The 19,886-nt window shown below is 72.8% G+C and carries 20 protein-coding genes and 1 tRNA gene; 4 read left to right on the top strand and 17 right to left on the bottom strand.

The window, feature by feature from the left end; translation table 11 throughout:
* Positions 1-47 precede the first annotated feature (47 nt).
* The 10 genes from rpoZ to pyrR all read right to left on the bottom strand — a co-directional run bounded on the left by rpoZ (position 48) and on the right by pyrR (position 9,767).
* On the bottom strand, positions 48-302 hold the full coding sequence (rpoZ, locus tag AC162C_RS11275; RefSeq protein WP_484097634.1) for a DNA-directed RNA polymerase subunit omega: 255 nt from the start codon (positions 300-302) through the stop codon (positions 48-50).
* Positions 299-970 (bottom strand): guanylate kinase, encoded by a 672-nt coding sequence (gene gmk, locus AC162C_RS11270; RefSeq protein WP_484097633.1) that lies wholly within the window; start codon positions 968-970, stop codon positions 299-301. Before gmk ends, rpoZ begins: the two co-directional genes overlap by 4 nt.
* Positions 886-1,155 carry an integration host factor, actinobacterial type gene (gene mihF / locus AC162C_RS11265; protein ID WP_462974735.1) on the bottom strand — a complete coding sequence of 90 codons (270 nt, stop codon included), beginning with the start codon at positions 1,153-1,155 and terminating at the stop codon, positions 886-888. Before mihF ends, gmk begins: the two co-directional genes overlap by 85 nt.
* A gap of 135 nt (positions 1,156-1,290) precedes the next feature.
* Positions 1,291-2,139 (bottom strand): dihydroorotate dehydrogenase, encoded by an 849-nt coding sequence (locus tag AC162C_RS11260; protein ID WP_484097632.1) that lies wholly within the window; start codon positions 2,137-2,139, stop codon positions 1,291-1,293.
* Complete coding sequence (locus AC162C_RS11255) at positions 2,136-2,870, bottom strand: iron-sulfur cluster-binding protein (protein ID WP_484097631.1); 735 nt, start codon at positions 2,868-2,870, stop codon at positions 2,136-2,138. Before AC162C_RS11255 ends, AC162C_RS11260 begins: the two co-directional genes overlap by 4 nt.
* Positions 2,867-5,923, bottom strand: a complete 3,057-nt coding sequence (carB, locus tag AC162C_RS11250) for a carbamoyl-phosphate synthase large subunit (RefSeq protein WP_484097630.1) — start codon at positions 5,921-5,923, stop codon at positions 2,867-2,869. The genes AC162C_RS11255 and carB overlap by 4 nt, the downstream gene beginning before the upstream one ends.
* Positions 5,923-6,975, bottom strand: coding sequence for a glutamine-hydrolyzing carbamoyl-phosphate synthase small subunit (carA, locus tag AC162C_RS11245; RefSeq protein WP_484097629.1), 1,053 nt, complete (start codon positions 6,973-6,975; stop codon positions 5,923-5,925). The genes carB and carA overlap by 1 nt, the downstream gene beginning before the upstream one ends.
* Positions 6,972-8,249 carry a dihydroorotase gene (locus AC162C_RS11240; protein WP_484097628.1) on the bottom strand — a complete coding sequence of 426 codons (1,278 nt, stop codon included), beginning with the start codon at positions 8,247-8,249 and terminating at the stop codon, positions 6,972-6,974. Before AC162C_RS11240 ends, carA begins: the two co-directional genes overlap by 4 nt.
* Positions 8,249-9,193: an aspartate carbamoyltransferase catalytic subunit gene (locus AC162C_RS11235; protein ID WP_462975026.1), complete on the bottom strand. Its 945-nt coding sequence runs from the start codon at positions 9,191-9,193 to the stop codon at positions 8,249-8,251. Before AC162C_RS11235 ends, AC162C_RS11240 begins: the two co-directional genes overlap by 1 nt.
* Positions 9,186-9,767, bottom strand: a complete 582-nt coding sequence (pyrR, locus tag AC162C_RS11230; RefSeq protein ID WP_462975027.1) for a bifunctional pyr operon transcriptional regulator/uracil phosphoribosyltransferase PyrR — start codon at positions 9,765-9,767, stop codon at positions 9,186-9,188. Before pyrR ends, AC162C_RS11235 begins: the two co-directional genes overlap by 8 nt.
* Positions 9,768-9,883: 116 nt before the next feature.
* Here pyrR and AC162C_RS11225 point away from each other — a divergent pair, with 116 nt between their 5' ends.
* A complete protein-coding gene (locus AC162C_RS11225) occupies positions 9,884-11,902 on the top strand; it encodes a hypothetical protein (protein ID WP_484097627.1) in 2,019 nt (672 codons plus the stop codon).
* 78 nt (positions 11,903-11,980) lie between these two features.
* On the opposite strand, the gene AC162C_RS11220 is transcribed toward AC162C_RS11225, so the two are convergent.
* From AC162C_RS11220 to rnz, 3 genes are read right to left on the bottom strand one after another with little or no spacing between them, the layout of a single operon-like run.
* On the bottom strand, positions 11,981-12,721 hold the full coding sequence (locus AC162C_RS11220) for a class I SAM-dependent methyltransferase (RefSeq protein ID WP_484097626.1): 741 nt from the start codon (positions 12,719-12,721) through the stop codon (positions 11,981-11,983).
* A gap of 34 nt (positions 12,722-12,755) precedes the next feature.
* Positions 12,756-12,989 (bottom strand): hypothetical protein, encoded by a 234-nt coding sequence (locus AC162C_RS11215; RefSeq protein WP_484097625.1) that lies wholly within the window; start codon positions 12,987-12,989, stop codon positions 12,756-12,758.
* Positions 12,989-13,963 carry a ribonuclease Z gene (gene rnz, locus AC162C_RS11210; RefSeq protein ID WP_484097624.1) on the bottom strand — a complete coding sequence of 325 codons (975 nt, stop codon included), beginning with the start codon at positions 13,961-13,963 and terminating at the stop codon, positions 12,989-12,991. The genes AC162C_RS11215 and rnz overlap by 1 nt, the downstream gene beginning before the upstream one ends.
* A gap of 83 nt (positions 13,964-14,046) precedes the next feature.
* Between rnz and AC162C_RS11205 the strand changes: the two genes are divergently transcribed.
* Positions 14,047-15,672, top strand: coding sequence for a thiamine pyrophosphate-binding protein (locus tag AC162C_RS11205; protein WP_484097623.1), 1,626 nt, complete (start codon positions 14,047-14,049; stop codon positions 15,670-15,672).
* A 6-nt stretch (positions 15,673-15,678) separates the two neighbouring features.
* Here AC162C_RS11205 and AC162C_RS11200 read toward each other — a convergent pair whose 3' ends face one another.
* The 4 genes from AC162C_RS11200 to AC162C_RS11185 all read right to left on the bottom strand — a co-directional run bounded on the left by AC162C_RS11200 (position 15,679) and on the right by AC162C_RS11185 (position 18,480).
* Complete coding sequence (locus AC162C_RS11200; RefSeq protein ID WP_484097622.1) at positions 15,679-15,918, bottom strand: LysM peptidoglycan-binding domain-containing protein; 240 nt, start codon at positions 15,916-15,918, stop codon at positions 15,679-15,681.
* A 182-nt stretch (positions 15,919-16,100) separates the two neighbouring features.
* Positions 16,101-17,138 (bottom strand): N-acetyltransferase DgcN family protein, encoded by a 1,038-nt coding sequence (locus AC162C_RS11195; RefSeq protein WP_484097621.1) that lies wholly within the window; start codon positions 17,136-17,138, stop codon positions 16,101-16,103.
* On the bottom strand, positions 17,116-18,120 hold the full coding sequence (locus AC162C_RS11190) for a dipeptide epimerase (protein WP_484097620.1): 1,005 nt from the start codon (positions 18,118-18,120) through the stop codon (positions 17,116-17,118). The genes AC162C_RS11195 and AC162C_RS11190 overlap by 23 nt, the downstream gene beginning before the upstream one ends.
* 9 nt (positions 18,121-18,129) lie before the next feature.
* Entirely contained in the window at positions 18,130-18,480 is a 351-nt protein-coding gene (locus tag AC162C_RS11185; RefSeq protein ID WP_484097619.1) for a DUF2568 domain-containing protein, read from the bottom strand.
* Positions 18,481-18,571: 91 nt separating this feature from the next.
* Between AC162C_RS11185 and AC162C_RS11180 the strand changes: the two genes are divergently transcribed.
* Both AC162C_RS11180 and AC162C_RS11175 read left to right on the top strand, forming a co-directional pair.
* Positions 18,572-18,644: transfer RNA gene (locus AC162C_RS11180), tRNA-Arg, on the top strand.
* 551 nt (positions 18,645-19,195) lie between these two features.
* Entirely contained in the window at positions 19,196-19,870 is a 675-nt protein-coding gene (locus tag AC162C_RS11175) for a glutathione S-transferase family protein (RefSeq protein ID WP_484097618.1), read from the top strand.
* Positions 19,871-19,886: the final 16 nt, after the last annotated feature.

The following is a 19,886-nucleotide window of genomic DNA, read 5'->3' as shown; positions in this document are numbered from 1 at the left end:
AGGCGCGTCACCCGGCGGGGGCGACGGCTCCCACCGTGTGCGAGGGGCTACCGGGCGGGGTAGGAGAAGCGGAGCTTGCCCATCGCGATCTCTTCCATCGCCATGGTCAGGTAGTTCTTCGACCGCGACTCGACGAGCGGCGGCGGGGCCGCCTCGAGGCCGAAACCCTCGCCGAGCTGGTGGTGGTAGTTGTTGATCTGACGGGCCCGCTTGGCCGCCATGATCACGAGGGCGTAGCGCGACGCCGGCCGGTCGTCGGCGACGGTCTTCGGCAGCAGGTCATCGATGCGAGGCTCGATCATCGCCGGGTCATGGTACCTGCGAGCAGGAGCTCCCGCTCGACGATCGCTGCCAGCACCTCGCTCGCACGCAGCAGGTCGTCGTTCCGGACCATGTAGCGGAACCGGTGGGCCTGCTCGAGCTGCTGGCGTGCGAGGCGGATCCGCTCGCCGATCTCTCCCGTCGACTCGGTCGCGCGCTCGCGGAGGCGACGCTCGAGCTCGTCGACGTCGGCGGCGATGAAGACCGTCACCGCCCCCGCGACGTGCTCCTGGACGCGCAGGGCACCCTCGAGCTCGAGCTCGAGGACACAGACGCGATGGTTCTCGGAGATGCGCTCCAGCTCGCTTCGCAGCGTCCCGTAGAACTTCCCGGAGACGTACTCCACCCATTCCAGGAACGCGCCCTCGTCGATGCGGGCACGGAAGGTCGGCTCGTCGAGGAACCAGTACTCACGCCCGTTCTCCTCGCCGGGCCGCTGGGCGCGCGTCGTCGCCGAGATCGCGACCTCGAGCTCGGGCAGGCGGGTGAGGAGCTCCCGGATCAGCGTCCCCTTCCCGGCGCCCGAGGGCCCGGTGATGACGAAGACCGGATGACCGGTCGTGCTCAGCGGTTGTGGAAGAGGTTGACGAGCTCGCCGCGCTGCCGCTCCGAGAGGCCGCCCACTGTCTTCGACTGGCTGATGCGGCACTGGTTGAGGAGCCGGGCCGCCTTCACGCGTCCGAACTTCGGCACGGCCATCAACATGTCGAAGACCTTCGCGGTGGAGACGTACTCGGGCGGGTCGAGGAGAATGTCCTCGATCTGGACGCGGCCGTCCTTGAGGTCCTTCTTCAGCTGCGCCCGACGCACGCGGATGTCGTTCGCTCGGCGCAACGCCTCCATTCTCTGGTCGATGGACCGAGGCGGTGCCTGCGCATGCGTCTTCGACGTCACCATGGAAGGTAGGAGTCTACTGAACCGGGGCCCCCGGTCAAGGAAGAACAATCGGCGCGATTTGCAGGCATTTCTCTACGAGGACAACGCAATTCCCCGTACGTGCAGGGGGTTGTCGAATCCCCGCGCGCTCGCCGCGCGCTGCAACTCGGCCCGGACACGGCCGGGAGCGGACGGATCGGCGAAGAGAACGGTGCCGAGCGCGACCGCCGACGCCCCTGCTGCGACGAGGTCCAGCGCGTGCCTTCCACTGGAGACGCCGCCCATCGCGACGATCGGGACGTCGACCGCACCCGCGCACGCGTGGACGCACGCGAGCGCGATCGGCCGCAGCGCCGGCCCCGAGTACCCGCCCGCCCCGCGCCCGAGCACGGGCCGGAGCGTCGCGTCGTCGAGCGCGAGGCCGCGGATCGTGTTCACGAGCGACAGCCCGTCGGCACCGGCGGCGACGACCGCCCGTGCCGTGGCAGCGATGTCCCACGTCGCCGGGGAGAGCTTCGCGTACAGCGACCGGCTCGTTGCGGCGCGGGCGGCCTCGACGATCTCCGCCCCGGTCTCCGGGGCCTCCTCGACGTTCGGGCAGGAGAGGTTGAGCTCGACGGCCTCGATGCCGTCCTCGGAGTCGAGGCGGGCGCAGATCGACGCGTAGTCGGAGGCGGCGAACCCCCCCACCGACACCCACAGGGGGACGTCGAGCGTCCGCAGCGCCGGGAGCACCGTGGTGAGGAACGCGTCGATCCCGGGGCCCTGCAGCCCGATCGAGTTGAGCATGCCGTGATCCGTCTCGGCGATCCGCGCCGGGCGATTCCCGTCGCGCGGCTCCGGTGTGATCGTCTTCGTCACGAAGGCGTCGAGCGCCCGTGCGACGTCGGGTGCGGTGAGAGCGTCGAGGCACCCGGACGCATTGAGGATGGGGACGCTCACGGCGCACTTTCCGCGTCGGGGGCCGCATGGAGTACCGGGCCGTCGACACAGAGACGCCGGTAGTGCCCGCCGATGCGGACGACGCAGCCGTAGCACGCCCCGTACCCGCACGCCATCGGCGCCTCCCAGGCGAGTTGGGCGCCGGGTGCGATCCCGGCGACGGCGCGGAGCATCGGCTCGGGCCCGCACGCGAGGACGTCGAAGCGCCCGACGGGCAGCGCCTCCGTGACGAGCGTCGGCTCGAGGACGACCTCCGCCCCCGGTACGAGGGAGGCGGCGGCGGCGTGGGCCGAGGTGCGGAATCCGAGGACGGCCGGTGCGCGACCGAGACGCTCGGCGAGGTACGGGAACGGGGCGACGCCGATCCCGCCGCCGACGAGGAGCGGGCTCCCGACGTCGAGCCGGAAGCCGGTGCCGAGTGGGCCGAGGACGTGCAGCCGCTCGCCGACGTCACTGGCGCAGAGCGCGCGCGTGCCCGGGCCGATCGGCTCGATCAGGAACGCGAGCTCGCCGGGCGGCGCGAGGCAGAGCGAGAACGGTCGCGGCAGCACGCGCCCGGGGGCCTCGACCATGAAGAACTGCCCCGGCGTCCCGGGATCGAGGCCGCCGCGGGCGAGCCTGAGCAGCGTGTACGGGCCAACCGGCTCGCGCCCCCGCACCGCGAGGAGCTCGCGGCGGGCGCCGGCCAGCGACGAGCGACCGACCGCGACCGCGCGCGGGCGATCGCTCACGCAGGCGTCCCGACGCGCTCCTGGAGGGAGAGCGCCGTCTCGGCCCGGGCGTTCGCGATCGCGTGCACGGCGGCCGCCGCCCCCGAGATCGTCGTGATGCACGGGACACGGGCGACGAGCGCGGCCTCCCGGATCAGGTGACCGTCGGCCCGCGCCCCGGAGCCCTGGGGCGTGTTCACGACGAGGTCGCAGCGATGGGCACGGATCCGGTCGACCACCGTCTCCTCGTCGTCCGCCGCCTCCGCGACCTTCGCGATCTCCTCCACGTCGAGCCCCGCGGCTCGCAGCGTGGCGGCCGTGCCGGACGTCGCGACGAGACCGAAGCCGAGGCCGGCGAGCGCCGCCGCGATCGGAGCGACCGCGGGCTTGTCCGCGTCCCTCACGGAGATGAACGCGGCACCGGTCGCCGGGAGCCGCCGGCCGGCCGCGCGCTCCGCCTTCGCGAACGCCGTCGGGAGGTCCGACGCGCTCGCCATCACCTCACCCGTGGAGCGCATCTCGGGCCCGAGCACCGGATCGGCGCCGGGGAACCGCGCGAACGGGAGCACGGCCGCCTTCACGCTCACCTGCGTCGGGCGGGGCGGCGGCAGCTGCAGGTCGCGGAGGCGCGCACCGGCGGCCAGCTTGCACGCGGCCTCGACGAGGTTGACGCCCGTGGCCTTGCTGGCGAACGGAACGGTGCGGGAGGCCCGGGGGTTCGCCTCCAGCACGTAGACGGTCTGGTCGGCGACCGCGAGCTGCACGTTGAGCAGCCCGATGACACCCAGGGCGGGACCGAGCCGGCGGACGACGTGCTCGACCTCGAGCGCGTTCGCGAGCGTCAGGGACTGCGCCGGCAGCACGCAGGCGGAGTCTCCCGAGTGCACACCGGCCTCCTCCACGTGCTGCATCACGGCCCCGATGTGCACGTCCTCGCCGTCACAGAGCGCATCGACGTCGATCTCGATCGCGTTCTCGACGAAGCGGTCGATGAGCACCGAGCCGCTCACCGCGGCCATCGCGGCGCGCAGGTGCTCCTCGTCGTCGCACACGCGCATCGCCCGACCGCCGAGGACGTACGAGGGACGCACGAGCACCGGGTACCCGATCTCGCGGGCGGCCTCGAGCGCCTCGTCGACGCCCTCGACCGTCGCCCACGGCGGACACCGCACGCCGAGCTCGCGTGCGAGCGCGCCGAAGCGCTCACGGTCCTCGGCGAGGTCGATCGCCTCGTGCGGTGTCCCCATGATCCGGTACCCCGCGGCCTCGACGAACCGGGCGAGGCGGAGCGGCGTCTGTCCGCCGAACTGGGTGACGACACCCTCCGGCTGCTCGCGGTCGAGCACCGCGAGCACCTCCTCCGGCGAGAGCGGCTCGAAGTAGAGGCGGTCGGAGGTGTCGTAGTCGGTCGACACCGTCTCCGGGTTGCAGTTGACCATCACGGCCTCGTACCCGAGCGCGCGGAACGTCTGCGCGGCGTGGACGCAGCAGTAGTCGAACTCGATCCCCTGGCCGATCCGGTTCGGGCCGGAGCCGATGATGACGACGCCGGGCCGCGTGCGGTCGGGCGGCGCCTCGTCCTCCTCCCCCCACGTCGAGTAGAAGTAGTTGGAGGCGGCGTCCACCTCCCCTCCGCACGAGTCGACGCGTCGGTAGGACGGTCGGATCCCCTTCGCGTACCGCGTCCGCCGTACGTCCTCGCCGGTCGTCCCCCACGCCGCACCGATCGAGTCGTCGCCCCAGCCCGCCCGCTTCGCCCGCCAGATGTCCCGCGAGGCGAGCTCGCGGCGAGCCTGCGCGAGCTGCTCCGTGAACCACGGGTGCACGCCCTCGGGGATGTCGTCGAACGTCGCCCACGGCGTCGGCGCCCCGGGCTCGAGCTCGCGCGAGCCGAACGCCTTGAGGAAGGCCTCGGTGAACGTCCGCCCGATCCCCATCGCCTCGCCGACCGACTTCATCTGCGTTCCCAGCGTCGGGTCGGCGCCGGGGAACTTCTCGAACGCGAAGCGCGGGAACTTCACGACGACGTAGTCGAGGGTGGGCTCGAAGCTCGCGGGCGTCGTCTTCGTGAGGTCGTTCGGGATCTCGTCCAGCGTGTAGCCGACCGCGAGCTTCGCGGCGACCTTCGCGATCGGGTAGCCGGTGGCCTTGGAGGCGAGCGCGGACGAGCGCGACACGCGCGGGTTCATCTCGATCACCCGCACGTCGCCGGTCTCGCGGCTCCGTGCGAACTGGATGTTCGAGCCGCCCGTCTCCACGCCGACCGCCCGGATGATCGCCGCGGCGCCGTCGCGCAACTCCTGGAAGGCCTCGTCGGAGAGCGTCATCTGCGGCGCGACGGTGACGGAGTCGCCGGTGTGCACGCCCATCGGGTCGAGGTTCTCGATCGAGCACACGATGACGACGTTGTCCGCCCGGTCGCGCATCACCTCGAGCTCGAACTCGTCCCAGCCCCGGATCGACTCCTCGACGAGCACCTGCCCGATCGGGCTCTCGGCGAGGCCGCGCTCGACCTGGCGCCGAAGGGCGACCTCGTCCTCGGCGAAGCCGCCGCCGTGCCCGCCGAGCGTGAACGCCGGCCGTACGACGGCGGGCACCGGCAGGCCCGACAGCTCGTCGAGGGAGGTCACGATCGTCGACTCGGGGACGAGGAGGCCGCAGCTCGCGACCGCGTCGCGGAAGAGCTCCCGGTCCTCGGCGCGGGCGATCACGTCCACGCTCGCCCCGATCAGCTCCACGGAGAGCTCCTCGAGGACGCCGGCGCGCTGCAGCTCGACCGCGAGGTTGAGCGCCGTCTGCCCTCCCAGCGTGGGCAGCAGGGCGTCCGGCCGCTCCCGGCGGAGCACGTCGGCGACGCCCTCGACGTCCAGCGGCTCGATGTACGTACGGTCCGCGAACCCCGGGTCGGTCATGATCGTCGCGGGATTGGAGTTGACGACGACCGTCCGGTAGCCGTCCTCGCGGAGCACCTTCAGCGCCTGGCATCCGGCGTAGTCGAACTCGCAGGCCTGGCCGATCACGATCGGCCCGGAGCCGATCACGCACACGGACGCGATGTCCCGACGCGCGGGCATCAGGCGTCACCCCCGAGGCCGGCCACCCAGCTCTCGAGGATCGGCCAGGCGTCGTGTGGGCCCGGCCCGGCCTCGGGATGGAACTGCACCGAGGCGGCACGCAGTTGCGGGAAGTCGAACCCCTCGACCGTGCCGTCGTAGAGCGAGACGTGCGTCGCCTCGGCGGCATCGGACGGGCGGACGGCGAACCCGTGGTTCTGGCTCGTGATCAGCACGCGTCCCGTTCGCCGGTCGAGGACGGGGTGATTCGCTCCGCGGTGCCCGAAGGGCAGCTTGTACGTCTCGTGGCCTGCCGCCAGGCCGAGCAACTGATGCCCGAGGCAGATGCCCAGCATCGGCACGCGGCCGAGCAGGGCGCGCACGACCGCGGTCTCCTCGACGAGCGGTTCCGGGTCGCCCGGCCCGTTCGAGAGCAGCACGCCGTCGTACGTGGCGAGCTCGTCGGGGTCCGCCACGTGGGGGAACACGGTCACCGCCGCGTCGGCGGCGGCGAGGCGACGCACGATCGACCGCTTCGCTCCGTAGTCGAGGACCGCCACCCGGACACGTCCCGTGGCCACCGGCGAGTAGGGGGTCTGCGTCGACACCTTCTCGACGAGCGCCGCCCCCTCCATCTGGGGCTGCCGCCGGACGGCGTCGAGCGCCTCCTCGACCGGCAGCGCGCCCTCGTCGGAGACGGCGGCCGCACGCATCGCCCCCTCTGCACGGACACGCAGCGTGAGCGCCCTCGTGTCGATGCCGTCGAGGGCGACGACCCCGCGATCGCGAAGCCAGGAGGCCCACTCCTCCCCTCCCAGACGCCGCATCAGGACGCCCGTCGCGTGGGGCGCCTCCGACTCCATTCGGGGCTCGGCGACGCCGTAGTTCCCGACCATCGGAGCGGTGAAGCACACGAGCTGCTCCGCGTAGCTCGGATCGGTCACGGTCTCCTGGTATCCCGTCATGCCGGTGGTGAAGACCGCCTCGCCGTGCGCGATGCCGTCCGTGCCGACCGAGCGCCCACGGAACACCGTGCCGTCCTCGAGGACGAGGTACCCGTCGACTTCGGTCACGCCGGGAACACCGACCTTCCGTCGGCGACCGTCTGCAGCACGCGGCCGGTGAGCGTCTCACCGACGAGCCACGAGTTGGCCGACAGCGACCTGAACGCCTCTTCGTGCACCTCCCACTCCTCGTCGAGGTCGAGGAGGACGAGGTTCGCGGTCTCCCCGACCGCGATACGCGGCATCGGAAGGGCGAAGGCCCGCGCCGGCCCGGCGGACATCCGCTCGAGCACGGTGGCGAGCGGGACGGCGCCGGTTCGCACGAGGTGGGTGTTGAGAGCGGCGAACGCCGTCTCGAGGCCGATGACGCCGAACGGTGCCTCCTCGAAGGGCACGTCCTTCTCGTGGCGTGCGTGTGGTGCGTGGTCGGTCGCCACGCAGTCGAGGGTTCCGTCGCGCAGCCCCTCGACCAGCGCCTCGCGATCCTCGGCGGAGCGCACGGGCGGGTTCATCTTCGTGTTCGCGTCGAGTGTGCGCACGGCGTCGTCGGTGAGGCAGAGGTGGTGGGGTGTGACCTCCGCGGTGACGGGGACGCCGCGCGCCTTCGCGGCGCGGACGGCCTCGACGGACGCGGCGGCCGAGACATGCATGATATGCACAGGGCGCTGCTCATATGCTGCAAGCGCGATATCCCGCTCCACCATCGTCGACTCGGCGATCGAGGGCCACCCGGCGAGGCCGAGAGCGGCCGAGACCACTCCCTCGTGCATCTGTCCGTCGCCGGCGAGCGTGGGGTCCTCCTCGTGGAGGGCGAGCACCTTGCCGGTGATCGCCGCGTACCGGAGCGCGCGCCGCAACATCCCGGCGGACACGACCGGCCTCCCGTCGTCCGTGAACGCGACGGCGCCGGCGGCGACCAGCTCGCCGAGCTCGGCGAGCTCGTCTCCCCGCTGTCCCTTCGTGATCGAGGCCATGAAGGCGGTGGGGACGATCGCCTCCTCTCGTGCCCGTTCCACGAGCGCGCCGAGCACGGCCGCGGAGTCGACCACCGGGTCCGTGTTCGGCATCGCCACGATCGCGCAGTAGCCGCCGGCGGCCGCCGCGGCGGTGCCGGACGCGATCGTCTCCTCGTCCTCGCGTCCCGGCGTCCGCAGGTGGACGTGGGGATCGACGAACGCCGGAGCGATCACGCGGGACGCCGACATCCCCGCAAGGGGCTCGAGGGCCGTGATCACCCCGTTCTCGACGACGACGCGGAGGGCGGCGTCGAGCCCCTCGGTGGGATCGACGACACGGCCCTCGACGCTGAACGTGGAGGGCGGGGCGTCCCGCCGGACGAGCATCACGCCACCTCGAGGGAGTCGGCGAGGTGGACGGGCCCCGCGGTCAGCAGGTCGTAGAGGACGGCCATGCGGACGACGAGCCCGGCGCGCACCTGGGTCGTGATCAGGGCGGCCTCGGAGTCGGCGACACGGGGATCGATCTCGACGCCGCGATTCATCGGCCCCGGGTGCATCACGACCTGCTCGGGGCGCACGCGCTCGGGCGTGATCCCGTACAGAGCCGCGTACTCCCTGAGCGACGGCACGTACGCGGCCCCCGGGAGCATGCGCTCGCGCTGCATGCGCAGCACGTAGACGACGTCCGCCGAACCGATGGCGTCGATGTCGTACGCGACCTCGCATCCCATCGCCTCGATCCCCGGCGGGACGAGCGTCGGCGGGCCGACGAGCGTGACGTCCGCGCCGACGAGGACGAGCGCCTCGACGAGCGAGCGCGCCACGCGCGAGTGCAGCACGTCGCCGACGATGGCGACGTGGAGCGTCTCGAGGTCGCCGACGGCCTCCCGCATCGTGAAGAGGTCGAGCAGCGCCTGCGTCGGATGCTGGTGCTTCCCGTCGCCGGCGTTGACCACGTGCGCCGCCGTCGACTCGGCCACGAGGTTGGCGGCGCCGATGTGGGGGTGGCGGACGACGATCACGTCGGGGTCGTAGGCACCGAGCGTGAGCGCGGTGTCGCGCAACGACTCGCCCTTGTCGACGGACGACCCCGATGCGCGCAGCGCCATGGTGTCGGCCGAGAGACGCTTCGCTGCGAGGTCGAAGCTCGACAACGTCCTCGTCGAGGACTCGTAGAAGAGGTTCACGACGAGCCGCCCGCGCAGGGTCGGCAGCTTCTTCACCTCGCGATCGAGCGAGCGCGCCAGCGCACGCGCGGTGTCGAGAATGCGCTCCGCGTCGTGACGCGTGAGGTCGGAGATCGCGAGCAGATGGCGGTGCTCAGGCATCGTCCTTCTCCCTGGTGGGCGTGACGAGCAGCACGCGGTCGCTGCCGTCGGTCTCGGTGAGCTCGACCCGTACCCGCTCGTCGTGGGCCGTGGGGAGGTTCTTCCCCACGTAGTCGGGTCGGATCGGCAGCTCGCGGTGCCCCCGGTCGACGAGGACGGCGAGCTGCACGCGGTCGGGGCGTCCGTACTCGAGGAGGGCGTCGATCGCCGCCCGGATCGTGCGGCCCGTGTAGAGGACGTCGTCGACGAGGATCACGGTCTTGCCGCCGAGCGGGAACCCGAGCTCGGTGCCGTGCACGACGGGGTGCGTTCTCCGCGGGGCCGTGCCGGCGCGGACGGCGACGTCGTCGCGATGGAACGTGATGTCGACTGCGCCGATGGGGACGTCGGCCTGCGACCGCTCGCGAACGAGCGCGTGGAGACGGCGCGCGAGCGGCACGCCCCGCGTGTGGATGCCGACGAGGGCGACGTCGGCCAGCTCCTCGTTCCGCTCGATGATCTCGTGTGCGATGCGCGCGAGCGTCCGGGAAACGGACTCGGCGTCGAGGATCACGCGCGGCGCAGTACTGCTCATTCGTCTCCTTCCCGGCCTCGCTGGACCGGCTTAAAGGTCTCGACGAGTGTAGTCGACCGACCGGAGGCCGGATCGACACTCACGCCATCCTCACACGTAGCGTCCACGCTGTGGCGATGACGTGGATCGACCGCCGTGCCGGGTGGCTGGTGGCCGCCCTCGTCGTTGTGTCGGCGGGCGTCCGCTTCGCGTTCGCCGTCGACGCAGAGCTCCCCTGGATCGCTCCCGACGAGTTCCTGTACGCGCTCGCAGGTGAGTCGCTCTGGGAACAGGGCACGCTCTCGGTGCGCGGACTCGAGGCGCCCTACACGAGCCTCCTCACACCTGCGATCGTCGGCGCGCCCCTCGCCCTCTTCGACGTCGACGCCGGCATCGTCGCCGCGCAGGCCCTGCAGTCGCTCGTGATGGCGTCGGCCGCGATCCCGGTCTTCCTCTGGGCGCGGCAGCTCGCGGCGCCCCGGTGGGCGCTCGCCGCGGCCGCCCTCACGCTGCTCGTCCCCGGCATGGCCTACGGGGGCATGCTGATGACCGAAGCTGCCTTCTATCCGCTCACGATCGCCGCACTCCTCGCCGGCGCGCGCCTCCTCGACGAGCCGACGGTCGTGCGGCAGGGCCTGTTCTTCGCGTTCGTCACCGCCGCCTGCGCCGTGCGCATGCAGGCGCTCCTGCTCGTGCCCGTGCTCGTCGTCGCGGTCGTCCTGCACGCCGTCGTCACCCGTTCCGGGCGCACGGTCCGCGCGCTGGCGCCGATCGGCGCAGCCGCACTCGTCGTCGCGATCCTCGTCGCGGCCGCGACCGCGCTCACGGGGTCGGCGAGTCTCGGCGAACGCCTCCTCGGCGCCTACCAGCCGGTGCTCGAGACCTCCACCTCCCTCGCAGGTGTCATCGGCTCGATCGCGGCCCACGGCGTCGGCCTCGCGCTGCTCTGCGTCGTGCTGCCCCTCGTCGGCACGGTCGTCCTCGTGGTCGAGATCGGCCGCGGGCGCGAGCAGGGAGCGGCGGCGGCGTACGCGGCGGTCGCGAGCGCCTTTCTCGGCCTGCTCGTGCTGCAGGTCGGTGCCTTCGCCGCCCAGAACGTCGGCTACCTGTCGCAGCGCTACCTACTCACCGCCGCACCCGTCCTCTTCGTCGGCTTCGCCGCCTGGCTCGAGCGGGGCGCTCCGCGACCGCGACTGGTGGTCGCCCTCACGGCCGGGCTCGTGGTGGTCGGCGCGGCGCTCGTCCCCATCGGGGACGTCGTCCCGAACACCGGGGCCCAGGATGCCCTGTGGACGACGTGGCTGCGCGACCTCGCGATCGACTCGTCGCAGGCCGCGCGAGTCGTGCTGGTCGCCGTCGCGGCCGCGGTGCTCCTCGTCCTCCTCGTGCCGCGGGCCGTGCGCCCGTGGGCGACGACGGGGGTCGTCGCCGTCGCACTCCTCGCCCTCTCAATCGACGCCACGCGAACGATGATCTCGGAGTCGGAGGTGCAGCAGGAGGCGATGATCGGGAGCGAGGCACCCGCGTGGCTGCCCGCGCTCGGCGAGCCCGCCGTGCTGCTCGCGACGGGCGACCATCCGAGTCGCGCGATCGCGCGCACGTTCTTCTGGAACCCGGAGATCGCGTCCGTCGTGCGGTTCGAGGAGGCGGACGTCAACGTCCCGCCCTCCCCCCCGGTCGTTCGGGTGGACGACGACGGCCTGCTGCGCGGGCTCGACGGCTCCGTGCTCGCGGCACCGTACGTGCTGTCGCCGTCCACGGTGTCGCTCGCCGGGGAGATCGTGGCGCAGCGCCTCGATCCCGTCGCGCAGACCCCGGGCTGGCGGCTCTGGCGTGCCGAGCAGCCTCCTCGCATCACGACGCGCGTCGTGGGCACGCTCCCGAACGGAGACTTCGGCCCGGAGCTCACCGCGTACGTCCCGGGCTGCAGGCCCGGCGCGCTCGAGATCACCTTCCTCGGCAAGACCGGCGACCCCATCGGCGTCACGGTCGACGGCATCCCCTGGGGGACGGTCGAGGTGCCGAGCGAGACCGCGGCGTCCGCGCGGATCCCGCCACCCCCGTACGCGGACGGTGGGCACACGTGCGTCTTCAACTTCGCCACAGAGGGGTACGTGGGAACGACACGCATCCAGTTCGTCCCCGACGGGGAGTGACGGAGACTGCGGGTGCATCGCCCGCCGGCGCGCCGAGGGGCCGACGCATCCGCCTCCGTCGCGGTGCGTTCGCGCCCCCTAGCGGGTCGCGACGGCGACGATCTGCTCCAACCGGACCTCGACGCGATCCGGGAGCTCGCGCTCGGCCGTCGCGATGCCGGCGCGAACCTCGGCCGGATCGAGGAGGTCGAACGTGGAGATGTGCCGTCCACGGAGACGTTCGAGCGCCGTGTCGCGGTCGATGACGTCCGCGTCGCTCGTGCGGACGAGACGAACGCCCGTGAACCCTGCCGCCTCGAGCTCGGCGACGAGGGCGTCGGCAGCCGGGAATCGGGCCCGGTCGACGCCTGCCAGGGACGGGAAGAACGGCGCCGCCCAGTAGCGCTCGAAGTGCTCCTCGTGAAACGACGCGATCGCCAGCAGCCCGCCGCGTGAGAGCACCCGCCGCGCCTCCCCGAACGCCGCCGGCCGCTCGACGAGGTGCACCACGAGGCTCATCAGCACCCGTTCGAACCAGCCCGTCGCGAACGGCAGCGACTCCGCCCGCCCCTGCTTCAGGCCGACACGACGGGGCACGCGCGCACGGGCGACCGCCAGCATCTCCGCGCTCGGATCGATGCCCCAGACCCGTGCCTGCGCCCGCTCGGCGAGCGCTGCGGCCAGCGCCCCGGTGCCGCACCCGACGTCGAGGACACGCCGTCCGCGGAGATCACCCTCTCGGACGAGGACGTCGAACCGCCGCCACCACGCAGCGTCCTGGGGACGGAGCGTGTCGTAGACCCTGGCACGCGACCCGAACGACGGTGACCTCCCCTCCATGCGGGCAGTCTGCCGCCGAGGCAGGCGGCGGTGCTCAGTCCTCGTCGATCAGCTCGTCCGGCTCCGTCAACGCCTCGATCGCGTCGCGTGCGGCGTCGAGGTCGTCCTCCGCGACGAGCACCTTCAGCGGTGCGTCGTCGTGTTGCTGCGGATGCTCGGGCACTGCGTGCTCGAGCTCACAGCCGATGCCCGCGGCGACCAGGATCCGCTGCACCTCTTCGGCTTCCGTCACGTCCCCGGCGACGGTCAGCTGTACGAGCTCGGTCATCACGTGGACCCTACCTCGCCGCGCCCTCGCTTGGCGCCGCGAGGCACGAGCACCGGAGGCCCGCGCTCCGGGAAGGGGACGTCGACGACGTCGAAGTCCCGCGGCACGATCGTCTCGGCGAAGAGCTGTCGAGCCTCCTCCTCGACCTCCCGTCCGCCGTACCGATTCGAGACGTGCGTGAGGGCGAGCACCTTCACGCCTGCCTCACGTGCGACGAGCGCGGCCTCGCCGGCCGTGGAGTGCCGCGTCTCCCGTGCCCGGTCACGCTCGTCGGCGAGGAAGGTCGCCTCGTGCACCAGCACGTCCGCTCCGGCCGCTGCCTCGACGACGCTCGCGGCCGGCGCCGTGTCGCCCGCGACGACGACCACGCGTCCGGCGCGGTCGGGCCCCACGACCTCCTCCGGCGTCACCACGCGCCCGTCGTCGAGCGTCACGGGGCTCCCCTGCTGCAGGCGGCCGCGCTCGGGGCCCGACGGGACGCCGAGCGCCGCGGCTGCGTCGACGTCGAAGCGGCCCGGTCGCGGCGCCTCGACGAGCGCGTACCCGAGCGCGTCGACGCCGTGGTCGACGGGGAAGGTGACCAGCCGGTACCCGTCGCGGGCGAGGACGTCCCCGGGCTCGAGCTCGGCGACGCTCACCTCGTACGTGAGGCGGCCGAAGAGACGGCGCAGCGACCCGAAGAGCTCCCTGGTGCCGTGCGGCCCGTACACCGTCATCGCCGTCTCCCGGCCGCGGAGCGCGAACGTCTTCAGCATCCCCGGCAGCCCGAGGAAGTGGTCGGCATGGAGGTGGGTGAGGAAGACCTCCTCGAGCTCGACGAGGCCGACGTCCGACCGCAGGAGCTGCCGCTGCGTCCCCTCGCCGCAGTCGACGAGGAGTCGCTCGCCGGCGCGGCGGAGGAGCGTCGCCGACGGCGCGCGCCGGGCCGTGGGCGCAGACCCTGACGTTCCGAGGAAGACCACGTCGAGGTCCACGGGGCCGGATTCTAGTGGGCGCGCCCGGCTCCCCACCCCGGGGGGCCGCGACACCGCAACCGGCCGGTAGTACGCTCGGGTCGATGGCCGAGCGCGTGCAAGGAGGCCGACTCGTCGCGCAGGCGATCGCGGCCGAGGGCGTGGACGTCGTGTTCACGCTCTCCGGCGGCCACGTGATGCCGATCTACGAGGGCTGCCGGCTGGAGGGCATTCGTGTCGTCGACGTGCGCCACGAGCAGTCGGCGGCGCACGCCGCCGAGGCGTGGGGGCGCGTGCGCCGGGCGTGCGGGGTCGCCGTCGTCACCGCGGGCCCCGGCGTCACGGGAACCGTGACCGCCGTCGCGAGCGCGCTCGCGGCCCAGGTGCCCCTCCTCGTCATCGGCGGCGCGCGCCCGCTGGTGCAGGCGGAGCGCGGAGCGCTCCAGGAGTTCGACCAGCTGTCCCTGATGCGGCCGATCACCAAGTGGGCGGGCGTGTGCGCGCACGGCGAGCGGCTCCCGGAGTACGTCGCGCTGGCGTTCCGGCACGCGCTCGCGCGCCCCTTCGGCCCTGTCTACCTCGAGCTCCCGATGGACGTCCTCTTCGAGGAGGTCGAGGCCGATCGCGCACCGGGACCTGCGCGCGTGGCCGCCCTCAACCCGGGCGACCCGGACGGCGTCGAGCGCGCCGCCGACCACCTTGCGCGCGCCGAGCGCCCGGCGATCCTCGGCGGGTCCGGGATCTGGTGGGACGACGCGGCGCAGGCCCTCGCCACGCTCGCCGAACGGCTGAGCGCCCCGGTCTTCCTGAACGGATCCGGTCGCGGCTCACTGCCCCCCGGGCACCCGTGCTCCTTCCAGCACGCCCGATCGGCGACGCTCGCCGCCGCCGACGTCGTGCTCGTCGCCGGCGCGCCGCTCGACTTCCGTCTCCGCTACGGGGCGTTCGGCGAGGGCACCCTCCTCCACGTGCACGGCGACGCCAGGGAGCTCGGGCGGAACCGCGTCCCCGACGTGGGGATCACGGGCGACACCCGTCTCGTGCTCGCCGCGCTCGCGGAGCTCGTCGGCCCTCACCGCCCCAACAGCGGCTGGCTCGAGACGGTCGGCGCTGCCGAGACCAGCTGGTGGGACGCGCATCGAGAGGAGATCGAGTCCGAGCGGGCGCCGGTGCACCACTACCGCCTCGGCGCCGAGCTCGACCGTGTCCTTCCCGAGGACGCGGTCGTGATCGGTGACGGCGGCGACGTCGTCGCGGCCGTCTCGAGGGTCCTGCGCGTCCACAGGCCAGGGCACTGGCTCGACCCCGGCCCGTTCGGCTGTCTCGGCGTGGGGCCGGGCTTCGCGCTCGGTGTCGGCGCGGCCGGCTTCGGCGGCCGGATCGTGGTCGTGATGGGCGACGGCGCCTTCGGCCTCAACGGCATGGACGTCGACGCCCTCGTCCGGGCCGGCGTGCCCGCGGTCGTGGTGATCGGCAACGACGCGGCCTGGGGCGAGATCCGTATCCCCCAGATCGGGATCTACGGTGCCGACGGCGAGATCGCGACGCGTCTGTCCCCATCGCGGTACGAGCGCATCGCCGACGTGTTCGGCTGTCGCGGTGAGCAGGTCGAACGACCCGACGAGCTCGGCCCCGCCCTCGAACGGGCGCTCGCCGCCGACGAGCCCTCGATCGTCAACGTCATGCTCGACCCCGACGCGATGGCGGGGCACGCCTACCGGGGTCTCTGACGGCCCTCAGGGCAGCACCAGCACCTGGCCCGGCCTGATCGTCGATCCGTCCAGGTGGTTGTGCTCGCGGATGTTCCAGACCGCCGCGCGCGGGTCGCCGGCATAGCTCGCGGCCGCGATCGCCCAGAGCGTGTCACCGGGCCGGACGCGGTACCGCTGCTCGGGCCCGCCGGCACTCGTGTCGTGGGCGAAGAGAGCCCAGAGACCGACGGCGACGACGAGAACGAGGAGCAGCCGGGCGAACATCTGTTCGTACGGTAGGCGAACACCTGTTCGGTGTCAAGAGCCGACCGCCGAACCGCGCCTGCACGGTGCGGTGCCGACGCACGCGCAGACGGCTGCGAGCGCCAGCGACGAGCAGCATTCGCCCAGAGATCACCTTCACCGCCCCAGGAGCCCCGGTGTCCTGGAGCCGGAGCGCGCGCAGCCTAGAAGAGTCGCCCGAGCACCGCGTCGAGAAGCGCGGCGGCCCCGAAACGCACGGGATCGCCAGCAGGCAGGCCGGTCTCGACCTCGGCCCGGGCGACGGCGGCGCGGGCCTCGTCGTCCCCGAGGTCGACCGTGTTCAGCGCGACGCACGCGACCTGCGCCTTCCGTGCCGGGAGCGACACGCGCTCGTACAGCTCGACGAGCTCGGGAAGCGGGAGGAGCGGCTGCCCCGGGTAGCCGTCGACCTCCGTCACACCCGCCCGGTGGCAGAGGACGAGGACGTGCGGGGCGCTCCCGTGGAGGAGCCCGAGCGTCACCCCCGAGTACGCAGGATGGGTGATCGCGCCCTGGCCCTCGACGAGCAGGAGCTCGCCGCCTCGTGCGTGCCCCTCGACGACGAGGCGCTCGGCCGCACCGGCGATGAAGTCCGAGACGACGGCGTCGACGGCCAGTCCCCAGCCCGCGATCGCGATCCCCGTCTGTCCGGTCGGGACGAAGACGGAACGCAGTCCGCGCGACCGGGCCTCGCGATCGAGCTCGAGCGACACGGTCATCTTCCCGATCGCACAGTCCGAGCCGACGGTGAGCACGATGCTCGCCGGGACGCGAAGGTTCTCCCCGGTTGGGCAGTCGAGCCCTGCCGGCGGCCGCCGCAGGTCGCGCAACGTGACACCCGACCGCTCGGCGAGCGGGCCGAGCTCCGGATCGTCGACGAGGAACTCGTGCAGCCCGTTCTCGATGTCGAGGCCATGGCTGATGCAGGTCGTGAGGAGTGCGCGCCATGCGGGAGGAAACCGTCCGCCTTGCGTCGCGACGCCGACGAGCGCCGTCGTCGGTCCGTACGGGAGCGCCGCCTCGACGTCCCCGACGATGGGGACACCGTCGATCGTCTCGCCCGTTCGCTCCGAGTCGAGGATCACCACGACGTCGGCACGCCGGTATCGCAGCACGCCGCGAAGGGTCTTCCCGTAGTGCGTGTCGCCGGAGTAGCCCTCGGCAAGGACGAGGAGGCGCTCAGCCGACACCGAGACCTGCACCCGCCCCCGGTACCTGCACACCCACGGTGAGCACCACGCCGGGGCAGGGGTCCTCGGCGAGCAGGAGGTTCCCGTCCAGGTCGACGTGATCGCACAGCGGCGCGACGCAGCACCCTGCGGCGATACCGAGCCCCGACTCGATCATGCACCCGAGCATCACACCGAGCCCCAGCGCACGTGCCGCGTGTGCCATCCGGATCGCCTCCCGGATGCCGCCGGACTTCGCGAGCTTGATCGTGATCCCGTGCGCGACCTCGGCACACGGGCCCACGTCGGCCAGCGTGTGACAGTCCTCGTCGACGTAGATCGGGAGCGGTGACCGCCGACGGAGGACGGTGCCGTCGGCGTCGCCGGCCCGGAGCGGCTGCTCGACGTACTGGACGCCGAGCTCCGCGAGCTGCGGGATCGCGTCGAGGGCCTCGTCGAGCGACCACCACTCGTTGACGTCGACCTGGAGCGGGAGCTCGGTGACCGATCGGACGGCCCGAACACGCTCGACGTCGAGGCCGTCCGCTCCTCCGAGCTTCAGCTTGAGGCGCCGGAACCTCGATGCGACCCGCTCGGCGCGGCGCGCCATGTCGTCGGGGTCACCGAGCCAGACGGTCCACGACGTCGGCGGGCCCGCTCGCGGGAGCCCGAGCAGCCGCCACGACGGAAGCCCGACGAGCTTGCCCTGGAGGTCGTGCAGCGCGGCGTCGAGCGCGGCCTTCGCCGCCTGTTCGCCGGGCAGAGCGGCGAGTCGTTCCCCGATCTCCTCGAGCGCGAACGGGTCGTCGCCGAGCACCCCGGCGTGCTCCTCGACGAAGGCGAGCGCCGACGCCGCGGTCTCGCCGTAGTGGTCGATCGGCGCCGCCTCGCCCCGCCCCTCGACGCCCTCGTGTGCGACGGTGACGTGGACGACGTCGGCCGTGTCCTGCGACTCGCGGGAGATCACGAACGTCTCCGCCAGACGCAGCGTGACGATGGTGGCCGTGACGCGCACGGCGAGAGCCTACTGCGCTCGCGGCGGCGCGGGCTCCCCCACGAGTCGGGTGAGGACGGCGACGACCGCCGATGCGAGCGCGAGCGCGAGGCCGGCGCCGGCGCTCCAGCCGAGCCAGAGGCCGAGGCCGCCGAGCGCGAACAGCCCGATCTCCAGGACGAGCCGCCACGGGTCGGGGAGGCGCCGGGCGGAGCGGGGCCCGACCCACATCCCCCACGCCCCGGCGGCGGCGAGCACCACGACCACGGCCACGACCGTTCCCAGCGGGCCGCCGCCCCCGAGCTCCCAGCCTCCGACCGCCAGTGCGGCGAGCAGGCACAGCTCGAGCACGAACCGCACGGCGAGCACCGTCGACCGCATGGACGCCGAGTCTATGCCCCGACGGTCGGCACCGAGGGACGCCCCGACGGTTCGGGCCGCTCGCGGGCCGGGCTAGACTGAACGAGTCCCCGCGCCCGTAGCTCAGGGGATAGAGCGCGCGCCTCCGGAGCGCGAGGTCGCAGGTTCGATTCCTGCCGGGCGCATCAGGCGGTACAAGCTGGACATCGTGCAAGCCCCGGGGGATGCGGGGTCTTGCCGTGTCTCAGGGGTTCTGGCGTGTCCGGGGTCGTGCTCGAACGTGTCATGCGAAACCGGGCGTTGGCAGCCCGTTGTGCCCGGGCGACGAACGCGTCGGGCTGCTCCGGATCGTGAGACGAGCTGACCGGGGGTGCGTTCGCCGTGCGGCGCGGCTCGGTGCGGTCGACGCCCGCGAGGATCGTGCCGCGGTCGATTCCAGTCCCTCGACCGCGGGCATCCGCCGCGACCGTCGCGCGCTGCGTCTTGGCGGTGGCACGATCCGGCGCGACGTGCAACGATCACGTCGACGCGGCCCTTCGGGGCCCCCCGACTCTCCCCCAAGGCCCCCCTGGGCCGCGTTCCCGCTGAGAGTCGCACCGCAGTCGCGGCATCGCCCGCGGAGGGCGGGTGGGCGGGGAGCGATCCCCCAAGAAAGCCCTCTCGAGCTCCCCAACACTCCCCGCCCCCGCCCTCTCGTCTTACTCGCGGACGGGCGCCCGTCAAGCGGCGACGGCACGTGGCGCCCTCACCAGCCGGGTACGGCAGCGCGGGCATAGGATGCCTCATCACGCTCGTCCTCTACGACAATCCCCGCTCGTCGAACGCGCTCAAGGCGCGGTTCTGCCTCGCCGAGTGCGGGCTCGCCGCGGAGCTGCGCACGGTGCCGTTCGACCAGCCACGCCCGGACTGGTACCTCGCCGTCAACCCGCTCGGCGGCATCCCGACGCTCGACGACGGCGGCTTCGTGCTCAGCGAGTCGAACGCCATCCTCCGCTACCTCGCCGTGCGCGAGGGACGGAACGATCTCTACCCCACGGAGCCCCGGCAGCGGGCCCGTGTGGAGATGATGCTCGACCGGTGGTCCTCCACCTTCCGGCCCGCGTTCTTCCGGCACGAGGCGGCGGCTCTCGGCTTCGCCCCGGGGAAGGGGATGGGCGGCGCGCCGCCGGATCCCGACACGGCCGGACGGATCGCCACCGAGCTCGGCCCCACCCTCGCACTGCTCGACTCGATCGTCGACGCCGAAGGGACCGCCCTCGGCTCGTTCACCCTCGCCGACATCGCGGCCGCACCGATCCTGTACCGCACGCGACACACGGGTCTCGACCTGAGCGGGTACCCGAATCTCGAGCGGTGGCGGGACACGGTCGTCTCCCGGCCGTCGTTCACCGCGGCCGACCCCGTCGTGTGACCGTGCCAACGCGACG

The organism is Gaiella sp., from assembly GCF_057140465.1.
This window is presented reverse-complemented; position numbering and strand designations above follow the sequence as displayed.